Raw genomic sequence first — 14,578 nt, forward strand, 5'->3', positions numbered from 1 at the left:
GACCGTCGTGAAGGCGCGGCTCCGGTGCGGCTGCTGCGGGCCGCGGGGGTGCGGGTCGCCGCCGGGAGCGGGGCGCTGCGGGACGTGTCCAACCCGGTCGGGCGCGGCGACCCGCTGGAGGCGGCGTACCTGCTGGCCTCACGTCACGGGCTGCGCCCCGAGGACGCCTACGACGCGGTGAGCGGCGCGGCACGGGCGGTGCTGGGCCTGCCCGAGGTGCGGGTGGAGGCGGGCTTCCCGGCCGAGCTCCTCGCGGTGCGCGGCGACCGGCTCTCGGGCGCGCTGTCGCTGGCCTACGGCCGCATCGTGGTGCACCGGGGCCGGGTGGTGGCCCGGACGAGCGCGGTACGGGAGTACGGCGACTCGACGGCCGCCCCGGAACTGGGGCTGCCACGGCAGGGGCGCGGGGGTCGGGCAGAGGGGTGAGGGGTGAGGGGTGGGCTGGCGGGACCTCCGGGGTCCATCCGGACGTGCGCCGGGACGTGCACCCGCGTGAGTCCATGTGCGCCCACGTGAGCCCCCTGCGACGTGCCGGATGCGGCCGAACTCGTGCGGCGCGGGCGGCCGTCGGGGCGTACGGTCGAAGACATGCGCATTGTCATCGCTGGTGGTCATGGTCAGATCGCGCTGCGGCTGGAGCGTTTGCTCGCCGCGCGCGGAGACGAGGTGGCGGGCATCATCCGCAAAGCCGAACAGGCCGACGATCTGCGCGCGGCCGGTGCCGAACCGGTCGTGCTCGACCTGGAGTCGGCCTCGGTCGAGGAGGTCGCGGAGCGGCTGCGGGGCGCGGACGCGGCGGTCTTCGCGGCGGGCGCGGGACCGGGCAGCGGGGTGGCCCGCAAGGACACGGTGGACAAGGGGGCGGCGATCCTCTTCGCGGACGCGGCCGTCCGGGCGGGCGTACGGCGCTATGTGATCGTGTCGTCCATGGGCGCCGATCCGGCGCACGCGGGGGACGAGATCTTCGACGCGTATCTGCGCGCCAAGGGCGAGGCCGACGCGTATGTGCGCGGGCAGGACGCGCTGGACTGGACGATCCTGCGGCCCGGACAGCTGACGGACGACGCCGGCACCGGCCTCGTGCGCCTGGAGGCCCGCACCGGCCGCGGCCCGATCCCGCGGGACGACGTGGCCGCGGTACTGGCGGAGCTCGTCGACACCCCGGCGACGACCGGCCTGACCCTCGAACTGATCAGCGGCTCGACACCGGTGTCGGTCGCGGTGAAGTCGGTCGCGGGGAACTGAACGCCGCTCAGAACAGCGGCAGTTGTCCGGGGAAGTCGGGGACGACGTAGCCGTCCAGCGTGGGCTGGGCGGCGTCCGCCTCGGCGAACCGCCGCGAGCCGGGACAGGACACGAGTTCCCCGGCGGCCCGCGCCCCGGGCGGATCGTGCCGCGCGAACCGCCCTGCGACGACGGCGATCTCCCGACTACACTCGGGACAGGTCCTGCGACGCGACGACATGGCCCCAGCGTAGGCCGCGCGGCACTGAGGCTCACCGAGCCGGCGGGTCCGTGAACGCCGAAAGGGTCTGTGATCAGCATTGCTGCTGTTCACAGACCCTTTCGATCTTGTGGCGGCGCCAGGATTCGAACCTGGGAAGGCTGAGCCGGCAGATTTACAGCGGGCCGGTTTCGTAGCCGCTGAGCTGGACTTTCCTTCCCTGCATCTCCTTCCGGGGGACACCTGGGGGAAAGTGCCCTCATCCGCCGTAGCCGAAGTGGGGGCCAGCGTCGGCGGCACTCCCGCGTGCTCAGCTCACAAGCCATCGGACGACCGGAGGAAGAGTGGCCCATCCCCGCTACGCTGGTACGCACCACGTCAGAACGGAGAGTGCTCCGCGGATGGGACCGAAGACGACACAGGTCTACGAGACGCTTCGCGCACGACTCGCGGCCGGCGAATACGCCCCCGGCGACAAGTTCCCCTCAGAACGCGCCCTCGTGGAAGAACTCGGCATCGGGCGGACGGCCCTACGGCAGGTGCTCGCCCGCCTCGTCTCGGAAGGTCAGTTGGAGGTTCGGGGGCGTAGTTCGTACAGGGTGCCGGGTGCAGTGAGCGTTCAGCGCCCGGAGGGGGTGGAACCGTGGCGCATCCACGGAGAGCGCGACGTGTACGACAATCGTTGGGTCAAACTCCAGCTCTGGGATGTAGAGCCCCCGGGAGTGAAGCGGTTCGAGCACCACGTCGTGAGGCTTCACCACGTAGCAATTACCGCTGTCATTGATGATCAGGACCGCGTTCTGATGATGTGGCGGTACCGCTTCGTCCCGAAGCAATTCGGCTGGGAGCTGCCCGGCGGCATCGTCGACGAGGGAGAGGACCCGGCGGACACGGCGCTGCGGGAAACCGTCGAAGAGACGGGGTGGCGGCCCAATTCGCTGGAACACGTCGTGAGCTATCAGCCCATGGTCGGCATGGTCGATTCGCCACACGAGATCTTTGTAGGGCACGGCGCTGAGAAGGTCGGTGAGCCGACCGACCTGGAAGAAGCAGGCCACGTCGAGTGGGTACCGCTGGCGGACATTCCCGGGCTCATGGCCCGGGGGGAGCTGCTGGGGTCGGGCACCCTCGTTGCCCTGCTGCACATCCTGGCGGCCCGACGCACGCAGGGACTCACAACCGCGCGCTGAGCATGTCGACGCGACGACGCTGCCGGACCGATCCGGTCCGGCTCGCCAACAGGCGGGCCTGTCGCAGGTGCGTGCCGGCGTCGTCGTACTCGGCTCGCGTGAGGTGCGCTTGCGCCAGGTCGGCGTGAAGTCCGGCGCGGGCGCGCACGAACGTCGGGTCCATGATTTCGAGCGCGCTGTAGAGGCTGGTGACCGCCGACTCCTCCCCGAGGAGAGCGAGCACGTTGCCTTGCCATCGGGCCAGATGGGCGCCGTTCAGGAAGATGCTCAGCATGTCCGGGTCACGGTCCTCGGGGCCCGACGGGATGACGGCCATGGCCGCTTCGAGCGCCCGCCGGCAGTCGTCCGGCATCCCGGCATGCGCGCACATCTCGGCTTCCGCGGCATGCAGCCACGCCCGCAGTCGAGCGGAACCGGACGCGCTGACGGTGCGCTGTGCGTCCCGCACCAGGTCGACCGCGAGGGCTGGCCGCCCTGCCTCGCAGAGCACGTACGCCTGCTCGCCCATGGCGTGAGCCAGGTACATCGGTTCCTCAGCGTCGCGGGCCGCACGCTTGGCGAGTTCGTAATGCCGCCACGCTCGCTCAACCGCGCCCGAGTCGATTGCCTGCCACGCTGCGAGAGTCGATGCGCCAGCGAGCGCAAGGGCCACGGGTCGGCGCGTGCTCGGCAGTACGGCGAAGCTGAGTGCGTCTTCCAGTGCGGAGAGGTGGCCGGTCATCTGGTCGACCAGAGCCGCGGCTCCCCGCTGCCGGTCCATGGTGCGCAGTAGCTCGGTCTGGTCGTTGAACGCCTTGACCATGGATTCACCGACGCTGCTCGCCGAATCGATCCGGCTCAGCAAATCGTCGTAACCGTCTGCGGTCGGCGCTGCCGGTATCGGGTCGGTGTCCCGCAGCTCCCCGTCCGTGACGCCAAGGAGCTGCCGTAGGACACGCGCGTATCGGTCCGAGATCGTGCGCTTGCCGTTCTCCCACTCGGAGACGTACACCCGCAGGCTCGGGGCCGACGCAACGTCCGTGAGGTTCCGCCGGGCGTACAGCTCGATCTCGCGAACCAGTCGTTCCTGCGACCATCCGCGCGCCGTCCGCGCGTTGCGAAGTCCCGTGCTCACGGGCGACCTCCCGATGTTGGTTCCGCTCGCACCACCTTGCCAGCATGCCGCACATCACCGCAGGTCAACAGCCCTTAACAGGACGGATGTTAAGCCCTGTTGGCTACCGCCGGGCCCGCCCCCAGAGGTCTCCTGGAGATGCACCGCGACGAGGTGGACGTCACTCGAAACAGCGAACCACCTTGACACTGGTGCGCACCAGATGCATTCTTCTGGTGCGCACCAGATTACGGGATGGTTCCGGATTCGCGGTGTGCGAGGCGAACGCCCGGAGGGCTCCGTGAAACGGGCTCGAAGGAAGCGCCGGCTCTTTGAGAACTGCATATGTGGGCCCCGTCTCCCCGAGTCGAAAAGGCGGACCGCGCGGCCTTGTCGCGCGTCAATCTCTCCCGCAGCTCGTCTGCTGTGGGCCGGTTGCCTCCGCTGCTCGTCTTGTACGAGCAGCGCTGAGGGGAGCCGGAAACGCCGGTACTCCAACTCGAAGGGGGTTGCTCATGTGGGCAAGCGTGATCGCGGTGGTGGGGACTCTGCTCGGGTCCGTGACCACGTTCCTGCTTCAGCAGCGCAGCACGGAGCGGGTGGCGCTTCGGCGTGACCGTCTGACGGCGGTGACCGCTCTGGCGGTGGCGCTGGCCGACCACCGCCGCGCCATGTGGGTCCGCGAAGACCTGCGCCTTTCCGACCCGACCGGCGCTGCCTACGAGGCGGCCCGGGCGGAGAGTCACGCCACCCGGAGCGCGATCACCGCGCCCCTGACCACCCTGTCCATCCTCGCCCCGGCCTTGGCGAGCGTGGCGCAGGACGCGGCGACGGCCACCTACCGCCTGCGTGGCGTCGAGTCCTCGCAGGCCCTGAACGCCGCGCGGGAGGCCGCCATCGCCGCGTGCGAGCGGCTGACCCGCGAAGCCTCCAAGACCTTCTGAACCACCCCTTCAACGGCGCGCGCCCCCGGAGCGGCAACTCCGGGGGCGCTGTTCGGGCCGTTCCACCTGCTAGGGAGACCACGACCCATGAACCACATCGTCACTGTTCAGGACGCTGTTACCGCGTTCGCCGACTTCATGGAGCCGACGGACGCGGAGCTGGACGCGATCGAGCAGGAAATGCCCGTGATTCTCGCGGGCGTCGACCTGGTCGACGCGCAGATCATCGCCCTCGACCACATGCCGAACGAGGTGGACGCGCGCCGCATCCGCCGGGCCCGCCGCCGCGTGCTGGCCGCCCGCCGGGAGCTGGCCAACCGCACGGCCGGCACGAGCCTGCCCGGGGGTGCCGCGTGATCCGCATCGTCACCCGGGCCCGCCTCGCGCAGCTTGAGAACGACGCCCGCACCGCGACCGAGCAGGCCCGGCAGACCAACGGTGCCGCCAACGAGGCGTTCGGCCGGCACATGCTGGAGCTGAGCGCGGTCACGGACCGCGCGGAGCGAGCCGAGGCCGCCACGACCGAGGTGGGCGCCCTGCTCGCTCGCGCGGTGGAGGAGCTGTCCGAGGCGCAGCAGGAGCTGCTGCTGAAGGACATCGAGATCCGCCGGTTGCGCGAGGACGTGAACCGTGGGCGGCGTGAGGGCGAGACGCTGACGGTGCTGCTGCACTACGGCGAGCCCCACACCGTCTACGCCTCCCGCGAAGACGCCTACTCCGACACCGCCACTCACGGAACCGACCCGGACGCGGTGTGGGTGCCCGCCGGTGAACGCCCGCCGTCCGCGTCCAAGTGGCGGTGTGAGGCGTTCATCTACGCCGCCGCCTCCAACGGGTTCCGCCGCGCGTACATGCCTGCCCCGAAGCCGATCGAGGAGGCAGCATGAACAGTGTTCAGACCCGTTCAGCGGAGCGCGCCCTGTCCGGCGGCACGTGGCTGATCGTGTGCGGCGCGATGCTCTACTCCATCCTGACCGTGACGCCGCTCATGGCGAAGCACACGGCCGAGGCGTGGGACTGGACGGCGCCAATCCTGCCGCTCGTGGTGGACGCCGCCGTGGTCATCGTGGTCAAGCTCGATGACGTGCTGGCCCGCCTCGGAGGGCACGGCGGCAAGTGGCCCGTCGTGCTGCGGTGGATGACCGGGCTGATGACACTCGCTCTCAACACCGCCGACTCCGCGCTGAAGAAAGACCTGGTCGGCGCGGCTGTCCATTCGGTGGCGCCGCTGCTGCTGATCGTCACCGCAGAGACCAGCCTCGCCTACCGGCGGGCCATCGCCCGTGCGGTGGCCGCGCTGGAAGCCGAGCAGCAGGCGGAGCGGGAGCGGCAGGAGCAGGTGGCCCGCGAGCGTGCCGAGCGGGCCCGTGCCGAGTCCCGGGAGGAACGCGAGCACGCAGCCATGCTGGCCCGTGAACAGCGTGAGCACGAGGCCGCGCTGGCCCGTGAGCAGGCCGAGCGGGAGGAGCGGCAGCGCCGTGAGGAGCGGGAAGCCCGGGAGCGTGCCGAGCAGGCGGAGCGGGCCGAGCGTGAGCGCCGTGAACGCGAGCGTGAACAGCGTGAACAGGAGCGGCTCACGCGTGAACGGCAGGCGCGGGAGCGTGCCGAGCGTGAACGCGCCGCGCTGCTGAACCGGGGCCCGGCCGACGGCAAGCTTCCGGAGGATGAGGCGCGCCGGATCGTGGCCGCCGCGTTCGCCTCGGACATGTCGGTGCGGGCGGCTGCGGAGCTGTGCGGCTGGTCGGTCGGGTGGGTCTCTCACCGCTACGCCGAGCACCGCGACCCCAGCGCGGACCGCCGCGCTGATCTCGCGATCGCGGGTCAGTGATGGGTGCCCTGCCCGTCTACCGGTGGCGCCTCGCCCCCGACGGCTACGCCACCCGCCGCCAACTCCGTGCCGCCGGGCTTCGGCCCGGCGGTCAGGACGTGGCCGCGCAGCTCGAACGCCCCCGCCGCCGCCGGGGGCCGCTGGTCGCCTACCTCTACCGCGTCGACCTGGCCAAGCCCGTCCGGCCGATGACACCGGCCCGGCGGGCGGCGCTCGCCGCGGCGAACCGGGCCCGCCGCACCTGCCCCGAGTGCCGCACGGATGCGGGCTACATCATCCCGTCCTCGCTCGGCATGTGCGTGACCTGCGCCTTTCCGGAACCTTCCGACTCCCTGAGGAGTGCCTGATGGGTAAGCCCGACACGCGCCGCCTGGACCGCGCTATCCAGCTGGCGAACCGGAAGCTGGCCGCCGTGCAGAACCGCGAGATGTGGCCGCTGGACGGCCGCGAGCGCCGCGCGATCCTCGCCGGTCTGGCCGGCGGCGGCTACAAGGTCATCCGCGGCAAGAGCCCCGCCCGCGCGGAACGCAAGCTAGAGACCGCGTGGGGTTCGGCGGAGACCCGGCTGATCGCGGAGCTCGCCGCGCTCACCACCGAGCGGCAGCGGATCGTGAACGAGGCCGCGAAGACGAAGGCGGCCAAGAAGTCGTCCGGCTGGTGGTGACCACTCCCGCCACGTGACTGGTGCCCGCATGTCTCCTATCCGGGGTGGCCGTCCCCTCCGACGGACCCGGCCACCCCGGTTCTCCCTACCTCCCGCCCCACAGGGGCAGTCAGGAGAACTTCCGGCATGTCCGAGAACGTCGTTCACCTGCACAAGCACACCGATCCACCCACCGACACGGCGGCCGTGACCACGTTGACCGTGGTCCCCGACCCGCCGGCGCCCAAGCCGGTGCCGCTGTGGGTGCGCTCCGGACGCGCCGTGCGCCGGATCGCGACCGATGAGCGGACCGTGACGGCCGCGCGTGCGGTGGCCCGGCACAGTCTCTACGTGACCGGCGGCGCCCGGATCGTGGCCCGCCGCGCCTGGGACAGCCGCACCGCCGCCCGCTACGAGCGCTACATGCGCACGGCCGAAGCCGCGGGGAACCTGGAAGCGGCCGAGGAGTGGGAGGAGCGCGGACAGCGGTTCCGCGAGGCCCGCCACCGCCGCCGCATGGACCTGCTCCACTCCCCGCTCGACGCCGCCAAGGGCGCCGCCGTCGGCGCCGGCATGAGCATTGGCGTCCTGATCGCCCTCGGCGTCGTGATGGCCATCAACACCGGCCAGCCCGGGGACGTCATCACCCCGCTGTCGGCGACGGTCGACTTCGTCGCCCTCCTGATCCGCATCGTGCAGATCGTCTGGGGTCCGGCGCTCACGCTCGGCCCGCTCCTCGCCCTGTTCGCCCTGTGGTCGGTGGGCCGCAAGCAGCACGCCGCCCCTGCCTGGGCGCTGCCTGCGAACGTGCGCAACGGCGAGGGCGAGCCGATCACGCCGTCCATCGTCGTCAAGGCCCTGCGCGACCTCGGCGTGCCCGCCCTCGGCCGGGCCATCAAGGAGATGGGCGACGCCGGCGCGTCCATGCTGGGCCCGATCCGGATCGCCGGATGCGGCGTGGAAGTCGACGTCACCCTGCCCTCCGGGGTGTCGACCAACGAGGTGCAGAACCGGCGGCGCAAGCTCGCCGAGAACCTGACCCGGCACGAACACGAAGTGTTCATCACCATCCCCCAGGCCGCCCGTACGGTGCGGCTGTGGATCGCCGACTCCGGGGCGCTGGACGAGCCGATCGGCCCGTCCCCCCTGGTCACCGACGACACCATGACCGCCGACTACGCCAAGGGGAAGGCACCGTGGGGCCAGGACCTGCGCGGCGACGCCGCCGCCCTGAGCCTGTACCAGCGCCACCTGCTCATCACCGGCCTGTCCAACCAGGGCAAGACCGTGGCCCTGCGCTCCCTGGCCCTGTGGCTCGCCTTGGACAAGTCGGTGCAGTTCCTCATGGGCGACCTCAAGGGCGTCGGCGACTGGGCCATGTTCGACGGCCTCGCCACGACGCTGATCCAGGGTCCGACGGATGAGCACGTGATCCAGGTGACCGAGATGGTTGAGGGTGCGGTGGACGAGATGAACCGCCGTATCCAGGCCCCGCCCGGCACGGTGTTCCCGCCGCTGATCGTGCTGGTCGATGAGGCGCAGGTCGCGTTCATGTGCCCGGCCAAGGACGAGGACAAGCGCCCCTACGGCGGGTCCAAGGCCAACTCCCGGTACTTCATGGCCGTCCGCAAGATCCACAACCAGGGCCGCGCGGTCAACGTACTGATGTGGCAGGGCACGCAGGACCCCACCAACGAGAACCTGCCCAAGCTGGTCCGCGAGGGGGCCCACACCCGCGCCTCCCTCGCCCTCGGCACCGAGTCGCAGGCCCGCATGGCGCTCGGGGACAAGGCCGTGGACGGCGGGGCGGCGCCGAACCTGCTGCGTCCGGGCCTGGACCGGGGGACCCTGGTCCTCGCCTCCGACGGCATCACCATCCCGGCCGGCCAGTCGTCCATCACCGTGCGCACGCACTACATCGACGACGACGCGGCCGTGGCCGTCACCGACCGGGCCAAGGCCCTGCGCGACGGCGTCACCACCTTGCACGCCATCGACCGCGGCCCGGAGCACGACCCGCTCGCCGACGTCGCCGCCGTCATCGGCGACGCACCCCGCGTGCGCACGAAGGACGTGCTCGCGCGGCTCGCCGCGCTCAACAGCGACGCCTACGGCGGCTGGTCGTTCCTCGACCTCAAGCGCGTCCTGGACGCCGCCAGCGCCAGCCCCTACAAGTCCGACGGCGTCATGGTCGTCTCCCGCGACCGCGTCACCCGTGCCCTCGCCGACCGCGACACCGACGGTTCCGCTTCCGCCGAATGACGGCAGGGAACCGACCCCCGCCGGGCCAGGGAGGCAGGGAGAACTCCCTGACCGCCTCCCTACCCCGCCTCCCCGGCCCTGAACTGCACAGATGATCGTTCAGGGAGTCAGGGAGGCACCCAGGTCAGACCCCCCGAACACCCCCTCCAAACGGCACCCCGAAGGGGGTGCCTCTGCCTCCCTGGCCATCCGCCGGAAGGGATTCCGCATGCACCCCGAGCACACCCCGCACGTGCCCGCACAACGGACCGTGGAAGTCCACCAGCCCACCCCGCTGCCGCCCGCCACCATGGCGCCGGCGCCGCTCGTGACGGTGCAGCCGGGCACGGTCCCGACGGTCGCGAGCATCGTCCTCCCGGACGGCCGCGTCGTCTCCGGCTACGCCATCGACCACGCCCGGCCCGAGGCGGTCGCGGCCAAGCCGGCCGTCTCGCGGACGGCCGTGAACGTCGCCCTCGGGGGCGTTGGCTTCCTCGCGGTGTGCGGCGGGCTGATCCTGCTCACTTCGTTCATCGCCGCGCTCACCGCGTTCATCACCCAACTGATCATCCTGGCCGCCGTCGTCTTCGGCGGATGGATCGCCGTGCAGGTCTTCAGCGCGAGCGGCCACCAGGGCGGCACCACCGTGAACATCCGCAAGGCCGTGATCAAGCGCAACCACTTCCACGGCTAGCTACGCCAAGGGCGGCCCCCCTCATCTCGCCAAAGATCGCGGGGCCGCCCTTGTCACCCAGCACCCTTCGACAGGACTGGAGACACCCAGCATGACCCATGACCCCCAAACGGCGCTGCTGTCCGCGGCGCTGGCCGCCGCCGCGCGCGGCTGGCCCGTCTTCCCGCTCCGTCCCGGCACCAAGCGCCCCGCGCTGCATGGAGAGACGGCCTGCCCCCGCACCGGACCCTGTTCGGACGGGCACCGCAAGTGGGAGCAGCGGGCCACCACCGACCCGGACCGTATCCGGGCCGCCTGGTCGCGGGCTCCGTTCAACGTCGGTATCGCCACCGGCCCGTCCGGGCTGCTCGTGGTCGACCTGGACGTGCCCAAGGACAACAGCAGTGGGGACGCGCCTGGCGGCGCGACGACCTTCAGGGCGCTCTGCGAGCGCACCGGGCAGGCCGTCCCCCACACCCGCACCGTGCGGACCGCGAGCGGCGGACAGCACCTGTACTTCACCGCCCCCGCCGCCGTGCGGCTGCCCAACACCGCCGGGACGCTCGCCCCGCGCGTCGACACCCGCGCATGGGGCGGCTACGTCGTCGCCGCCGGCAGCCTGGTCGACGGCAGCCGGTACGAGACGGTGGGGCCCGCTCTGTTGCGGCCCCTGCCCGGATGGCTCAAGACCCTGCTGGTGCCCCCGCACCCGATCAACCGGCCGCCCGTGGCGGCACCGGCCAGCGGGCGTCGCCGCCCGTACGTCGATGCCGCCCTGGCCCGGGAGACCGCTGCCGTCACCACCGCCCGCGAGGGGCGGCGGAACGCAACACTGCTGCGGGCCGGGCGGGCACTGGGCCGGTTCGTCGCATCCGGCGACCTGACTCGCACCGAGGTGGAGAACGCTCTTCAAGGGGCGGGAGAGGCGGCCGGACTCACCGTCGCCGAGTGCCGCGCCACTATCCGCAGCGCCCTGAACTGGTCCATCACCCACAACGCCGCCCGCAGGGGGGTGGCGGCATGAGTCGTCGCCGCCCTTTGAAGAGCATCACCGCGGCCCCGGACGGCCCGCTCGCCGCCCGGCCGGCCGCACCTCGAACGGCCGTGGGCGTGCCGAAAGGCGCCGCCCGTCAGGGCGTCCGAACTGCTCTTGGTCCTGACTCGCGGCCGGCCACCGTCACCAGCATTGAACCGGGTCTCCGCATCCGCACGACGGGCGTACCGGTCGCCGACTGGCTGTGTGCCTGCGGGCACCGCGAGCGCGCCCGAGGCCGCGCCGCCGTCGTTGAGCTGCAAGCACGGGTGCGCGTCGGCGTCTGCGGGCACGTCACCACGACTGAGGGGAGGGCCGCCGCATGACGACTGTCATCGACGGGGCCGCGCTGCTCGATGAGGTGGAAGCCTTCCACCGCCGGTTCAACGTCTTCCCACACGAGGCCGCCTACGTCGCCGTCGCGCTGTGGGACGCGCACGCCCACCTGCTCGACTGCTTCGACTCCACCCCCCGCCTCGCGTTCCTGTCCCCCGAGCCGGGGTCGGGCAAGTCGCGGGCGCTGGAGATCGTGGAAACCCTCGTGCCGCACCCCATGGTGGCGGTCAACGCGTCCGCCGCCGCCCTGTTCCGGGCTGTCTCGGGGGCCGACGGCCGGCCGACGATCCTGTTCGATGAGATCGACACCATCTTCGGCCCGAAGGCCGGGGACAACGAGGAATTGCGTGGCTTTCTCAACGCCGGTCACCGCCGCTCCGGGGTGACCTACCGGTGCATCGGCGACGGCGGCAACCAGACCGTGCAGGCATTCCCGTCGTACTGCGCGGTCGCGGTCGCCGGTCTCGGCTCCCTGCCGGACACGATCCTGACCCGCTCGGTCGTCATCCGCATGCGCCGCCGGGCCCGCAACGAACGCGTGGAACCGTTCCGGGCCCGCGTCCACGAGACGGAGGGGCACAAGCTGCGTGACCGGCTCGCGCAGTGGGCCGAGCAGGCCCGCGCCTCCGTCGTCGGGGCCTGGCCCGAGATGCCCGACGGGGTCACCGACCGGCCCGCCGACGTGTGGGAGCCGCTGCTCGCCGTCGCGGACGCCGTCGGCGGTGACTGGCCCCGACGGGCCCGGGAAGCGTGCGTGACGCTGGTGACCGCCTCGCAGTACACGGACAAGCACAGCCTCGGTATCCGGCTGCTCACCGACCTGCGCGACCACGTCCTCATCGGCATCGACCGCCTGCCCACCATCGCTATCCTCGACCGGCTCAACGCCCTGGACGACGCCCCCTGGGCTGACCTGGATGGCAAGCCGCTCGACAACCGGCGCCTCTCGCGGATGCTCGGGGAGTACATGACGGCCGACAACGAGCCGATCCGCTCCCGCAACATCCGCACCGCCGGCGGAGTCCTCAAGGGCTTCCACGCCTCAGACCTGCAAGACGCGTGGGCCCGCTACTGCCCCGCACCACAGAACTCCGCTACAGCCGCTACGCCGCTACAGCCCAGCTCAGAGCCCCCGCATCTGTAGCGGCACCCCAGCGTGTAGCGGCTACGCCCGCCACCCCCCGCAGCGCGTGCGTAGCCGCTACACGCCACCCCTCCGCTACAAAAAATCACCCGCTGACCTGCGATGTAGCGGCGTAGCGGATGTAGCGGACTTCCAAGAAGAGGCCCAAGCACCTTGCCTGCCGAGAAGGAGTCGCACCGTGGCCCGCCCCAAGATGCTCAAGCTTCCCGAAGTCCTCGAAGAGATCGAGATGAGCCGCGCCGCGTTCTACCGCATGCGCGCCCGCGGCAAGGCCCCCAAGCTCATCAAGCTCCCGAACGGGCAGATCCGCTGCCGCCGCACCGACCTTGACGCCTGGTGGACGTCCATCGAAGACGCCGCCTGACCATCGCCGCACGAGAAACGAGGGGCCCGCTTCCAGTGGGCCCCTCTGGAGTTCCTATGGCACTGACCTACGACGTTCGTCTGTACTCCATCGAGATCCGCAAGGAGCGGCCCAAGCCCTACCGCGTCCGATGGCTGGTGGGAACGCGGAAGCACTCCAAGAGCTACACACTCAAGGTTCAGGCCGAGGGGCGCCGGTCGGAACTCATGGCCGCCGTGCGACGCGGTGACCAGTTCGACGAGGAGACAGGACTTCCGGTCTCCGAGCTGCGCGCCAAGCTGGGCTCCATCACCTGGTACGACCACAGCCGCGCGTACGTCGATCGCAAGTGGGCGTTGGCGCCAGCCAAGTCCCGGAAGAACTACGCCGACGCGTTGGCGACCATCACCCCCGCCCTCGTGAAGACGCGCACGGGGATGCCTGACGCCGCCCTCATGCGGCGTGCGCTCTACGGGTGGGCGTACAACCGGAACCGGTGGGCCGACACTCTCCCGGACGACGTGGCCCGCGCTCTCTCCTGGGTCGCCAAGCACTCGTTGCCCGTCTCTGCTCTGGAGGACCCCGCAACCGTGCGTCTGGCGCTGGATGCGCTCTCCCTGCGGCTCGACGGCAAGGAGGCGGCACCACGGACCGCGAAGCGCAAGCGTGCCTGCCTGAGTGACGTTCTCGGGCTCGCCGTGGAAGAGCAGTACTTCACCATGCCGGTGAATCCGATCGGTGCCGTGAAGTGGACCGCCCCCAAGTCGGTGGAAGCGGTCGACCCCGAGAGCGTCGCCAACCCACGCCAGGTCCGCGCGCTGCTGGCGGGGGTACGCGAGCAGGGGCCGCGGGGGCGGCACCTGGAAGCCTTCTTCGGGTGCCTGTACTACGCGGCTATGCGGCCGGCCGAGGCCACCGCGGTGCGCGCAAGCCAGTGCCACCTCCCTGAAACGGGGTGGGGGACGCTCACCCTGCGACAGGGGATCGTCCGGGCCGGACGGAGTTGGACCGACGACGGAACGGCGCATGAGGCACGTCACCTCAAGGCCCGGGCCAAGAACGACTCGCGTCCGGTACCGATCCCCCCGCACTTCGTCCGGCTGCTGCGCGAGCACATCGCCTCTCAGGGCACGGCGCCCGACGGTCGGCTCTTCCGGACGAACCGGGGAGGTCTGCTGCAAGAGACCGGCTACGGCGAGGTCTGGGCCAAAGCCCGGAACGACGTGCTGAGCGACGCTGAGACGGCCTCGCTGCTGGCCCGCCGCCCCTACGATCTCCGGCACGCGGGAGTGTCGTTCTGGCTCAGCTCCGGAGTGGACGCGATGGAGTGCGCCCGTCGCGCCGGCCACAGCATCGCCGTGCTGCACAAGGTGTACGCCAAGGTTCTCGACCAGACGCGGGAGCACGCGAACAGCCGGATCGATGCGGCTCTGCGGGAGTGGAACGAACCGGAGTGATCACGCTCACCCTCGGGGGACACCTGGGGGACACGCGCTGATCGAAGGTGGGATACGGGCGGTACGAGGTGAGACACGCCCGCGCCGTGCCCGCCAGAAATCGAACGGGATACGGCACGAAGAAACCCCCTCTGACCAGCACTATTCTCTGGTCAGAGGGGGTTTCCCTCAGTGTGGCGGCGCCAGGATTCGAACCTGGGAAGGCTGAG

At 71.1% G+C, this 14,578-nt stretch carries 16 protein-coding genes and 1 pseudogene; 15 read left to right on the forward strand and 2 right to left on the reverse strand.

What is annotated here, in order from left to right; translation table 11 throughout:
* Together GTW67_RS33215 and GTW67_RS33220 are read left to right on the forward strand one after the other, a co-directional pair.
* Positions 1 to 426: pseudogene (locus GTW67_RS33215) on the forward strand (hydrolase); the annotation flags it as partial.
* A 162-nt stretch (positions 427 to 588) separates the two neighbouring features.
* Positions 589 to 1,245, forward strand: coding sequence for an SDR family oxidoreductase (locus tag GTW67_RS33220; protein WP_161168450.1), 657 nt, complete (start codon positions 589 to 591; stop codon positions 1,243 to 1,245).
* Between the two features lie 7 nt (positions 1,246 to 1,252).
* Here the strand turns inward: GTW67_RS33220 and GTW67_RS33225 are convergent, their stop codons facing one another.
* The gene (locus GTW67_RS33225) at positions 1,253 to 1,465 is read right to left on the reverse strand and encodes a hypothetical protein (protein WP_161168451.1); all 213 of its coding nucleotides are present in this window, start codon (positions 1,463 to 1,465) and stop codon (positions 1,253 to 1,255) included.
* A gap of 380 nt (positions 1,466 to 1,845) precedes the next feature.
* On the opposite strand from GTW67_RS33225, the gene GTW67_RS33230 reads away from it, so the two are divergent.
* Complete coding sequence (locus GTW67_RS33230; RefSeq protein ID WP_161168452.1) at positions 1,846 to 2,634, forward strand: NUDIX domain-containing protein; 789 nt, start codon at positions 1,846 to 1,848, stop codon at positions 2,632 to 2,634.
* On the opposite strand, the gene GTW67_RS33235 is transcribed toward GTW67_RS33230, so the two are convergent.
* Complete coding sequence (locus GTW67_RS33235; protein ID WP_524539849.1) at positions 2,618 to 3,748, reverse strand: helix-turn-helix domain-containing protein; 1,131 nt, start codon at positions 3,746 to 3,748, stop codon at positions 2,618 to 2,620. The genes GTW67_RS33230 and GTW67_RS33235 overlap by 17 nt on opposite strands.
* Before the next feature lie 494 nt (positions 3,749 to 4,242).
* Here GTW67_RS33235 and kilB point away from each other — a divergent pair, with 494 nt between their 5' ends.
* The 12 genes from kilB to GTW67_RS33295 all read left to right on the forward strand — a co-directional run bounded on the left by kilB (position 4,243) and on the right by GTW67_RS33295 (position 14,369).
* Complete coding sequence (gene kilB / locus GTW67_RS33240) at positions 4,243 to 4,671, forward strand: plasmid transfer protein KilB (RefSeq protein WP_161168453.1); 429 nt, start codon at positions 4,243 to 4,245, stop codon at positions 4,669 to 4,671.
* Between the two features lie 87 nt (positions 4,672 to 4,758).
* Positions 4,759 to 5,028 carry a DUF6284 family protein gene (locus GTW67_RS33245; RefSeq protein ID WP_161168454.1) on the forward strand — a complete coding sequence of 90 codons (270 nt, stop codon included), beginning with the start codon at positions 4,759 to 4,761 and terminating at the stop codon, positions 5,026 to 5,028.
* Positions 5,025 to 5,558 (forward strand): hypothetical protein, encoded by a 534-nt coding sequence (locus GTW67_RS33250; RefSeq protein ID WP_161168455.1) that lies wholly within the window; start codon positions 5,025 to 5,027, stop codon positions 5,556 to 5,558. Before GTW67_RS33245 ends, GTW67_RS33250 begins: the two co-directional genes overlap by 4 nt.
* Positions 5,555 to 6,499 carry a DUF2637 domain-containing protein gene (locus tag GTW67_RS33255; RefSeq protein WP_161168456.1) on the forward strand — a complete coding sequence of 315 codons (945 nt, stop codon included), beginning with the start codon at positions 5,555 to 5,557 and terminating at the stop codon, positions 6,497 to 6,499. Before GTW67_RS33250 ends, GTW67_RS33255 begins: the two co-directional genes overlap by 4 nt.
* Positions 6,499 to 6,846 (forward strand): RRQRL motif-containing zinc-binding protein, encoded by a 348-nt coding sequence (locus GTW67_RS33260; protein ID WP_161168457.1) that lies wholly within the window; start codon positions 6,499 to 6,501, stop codon positions 6,844 to 6,846. Before GTW67_RS33255 ends, GTW67_RS33260 begins: the two co-directional genes overlap by 1 nt.
* The gene (locus GTW67_RS33265) at positions 6,846 to 7,163 is read left to right on the forward strand and encodes a hypothetical protein (RefSeq protein WP_161168458.1); all 318 of its coding nucleotides are present in this window, start codon (positions 6,846 to 6,848) and stop codon (positions 7,161 to 7,163) included. Before GTW67_RS33260 ends, GTW67_RS33265 begins: the two co-directional genes overlap by 1 nt.
* A gap of 126 nt (positions 7,164 to 7,289) precedes the next feature.
* Positions 7,290 to 9,404 (forward strand): FtsK/SpoIIIE domain-containing protein, encoded by a 2,115-nt coding sequence (locus GTW67_RS33270; RefSeq protein ID WP_161168459.1) that lies wholly within the window; start codon positions 7,290 to 7,292, stop codon positions 9,402 to 9,404.
* A gap of 208 nt (positions 9,405 to 9,612) precedes the next feature.
* Positions 9,613 to 10,077, forward strand: coding sequence for a hypothetical protein (locus GTW67_RS33275; protein WP_161167422.1), 465 nt, complete (start codon positions 9,613 to 9,615; stop codon positions 10,075 to 10,077).
* 91 nt (positions 10,078 to 10,168) lie between these two features.
* On the forward strand, positions 10,169 to 11,080 hold the full coding sequence (locus GTW67_RS33280) for a bifunctional DNA primase/polymerase (protein WP_161167421.1): 912 nt from the start codon (positions 10,169 to 10,171) through the stop codon (positions 11,078 to 11,080).
* A 331-nt stretch (positions 11,081 to 11,411) separates the two neighbouring features.
* A complete protein-coding gene (locus tag GTW67_RS33285) occupies positions 11,412 to 12,569 on the forward strand; it encodes a DUF3631 domain-containing protein (RefSeq protein WP_161167420.1) in 1,158 nt (385 codons plus the stop codon).
* Positions 12,570 to 12,747: 178 nt separating this feature from the next.
* Positions 12,748 to 12,933 carry a helix-turn-helix transcriptional regulator gene (locus tag GTW67_RS33290; protein ID WP_031044323.1) on the forward strand — a complete coding sequence of 62 codons (186 nt, stop codon included), beginning with the start codon at positions 12,748 to 12,750 and terminating at the stop codon, positions 12,931 to 12,933.
* Positions 12,934 to 12,989: 56 nt separating this feature from the next.
* On the forward strand, positions 12,990 to 14,369 hold the full coding sequence (locus GTW67_RS33295; RefSeq protein ID WP_161167419.1) for a tyrosine-type recombinase/integrase: 1,380 nt from the start codon (positions 12,990 to 12,992) through the stop codon (positions 14,367 to 14,369).
* Positions 14,370 to 14,578: the final 209 nt, after the last annotated feature.

Origin of the sequence: Streptomyces sp. SID5910 (genome assembly GCF_009862125.1) — a bacterium.
Lineage (GTDB): Bacteria > Actinomycetota > Actinomycetes > Streptomycetales > Streptomycetaceae > Streptomyces.

Coding starts and splice junctions, on each gene's coding strand:
- GTW67_RS33275 (WP_161167422.1), top strand. CDS start 9,613: ATGCACCCCGAGCACACCCCGCACGTGCCCGCACAACGGACCGTGGAA.
- GTW67_RS33220 (WP_161168450.1), top strand. CDS start 589: ATGCGCATTGTCATCGCTGGTGGTCATGGTCAGATCGCGCTGCGGCTG.
- kilB (WP_161168453.1), top strand. CDS start 4,243: ATGTGGGCAAGCGTGATCGCGGTGGTGGGGACTCTGCTCGGGTCCGTG.
- GTW67_RS33225 (WP_161168451.1), bottom strand. CDS start 1,465: ATGTCGTCGCGTCGCAGGACCTGTCCCGAGTGTAGTCGGGAGATCGCC.
- GTW67_RS33285 (WP_161167420.1), top strand. CDS start 11,412: ATGACGACTGTCATCGACGGGGCCGCGCTGCTCGATGAGGTGGAAGCC.
- GTW67_RS33295 (WP_161167419.1), top strand. CDS start 12,990: ATGGCACTGACCTACGACGTTCGTCTGTACTCCATCGAGATCCGCAAG.
- GTW67_RS33280 (WP_161167421.1), top strand. CDS start 10,169: ATGACCCATGACCCCCAAACGGCGCTGCTGTCCGCGGCGCTGGCCGCC.
- GTW67_RS33245 (WP_161168454.1), top strand. CDS start 4,759: ATGAACCACATCGTCACTGTTCAGGACGCTGTTACCGCGTTCGCCGAC.
- GTW67_RS33230 (WP_161168452.1), top strand. CDS start 1,846: ATGGGACCGAAGACGACACAGGTCTACGAGACGCTTCGCGCACGACTC.
- GTW67_RS33260 (WP_161168457.1), top strand. CDS start 6,499: ATGGGTGCCCTGCCCGTCTACCGGTGGCGCCTCGCCCCCGACGGCTAC.
- GTW67_RS33270 (WP_161168459.1), top strand. CDS start 7,290: ATGTCCGAGAACGTCGTTCACCTGCACAAGCACACCGATCCACCCACC.
- GTW67_RS33265 (WP_161168458.1), top strand. CDS start 6,846: ATGGGTAAGCCCGACACGCGCCGCCTGGACCGCGCTATCCAGCTGGCG.
- GTW67_RS33255 (WP_161168456.1), top strand. CDS start 5,555: ATGAACAGTGTTCAGACCCGTTCAGCGGAGCGCGCCCTGTCCGGCGGC.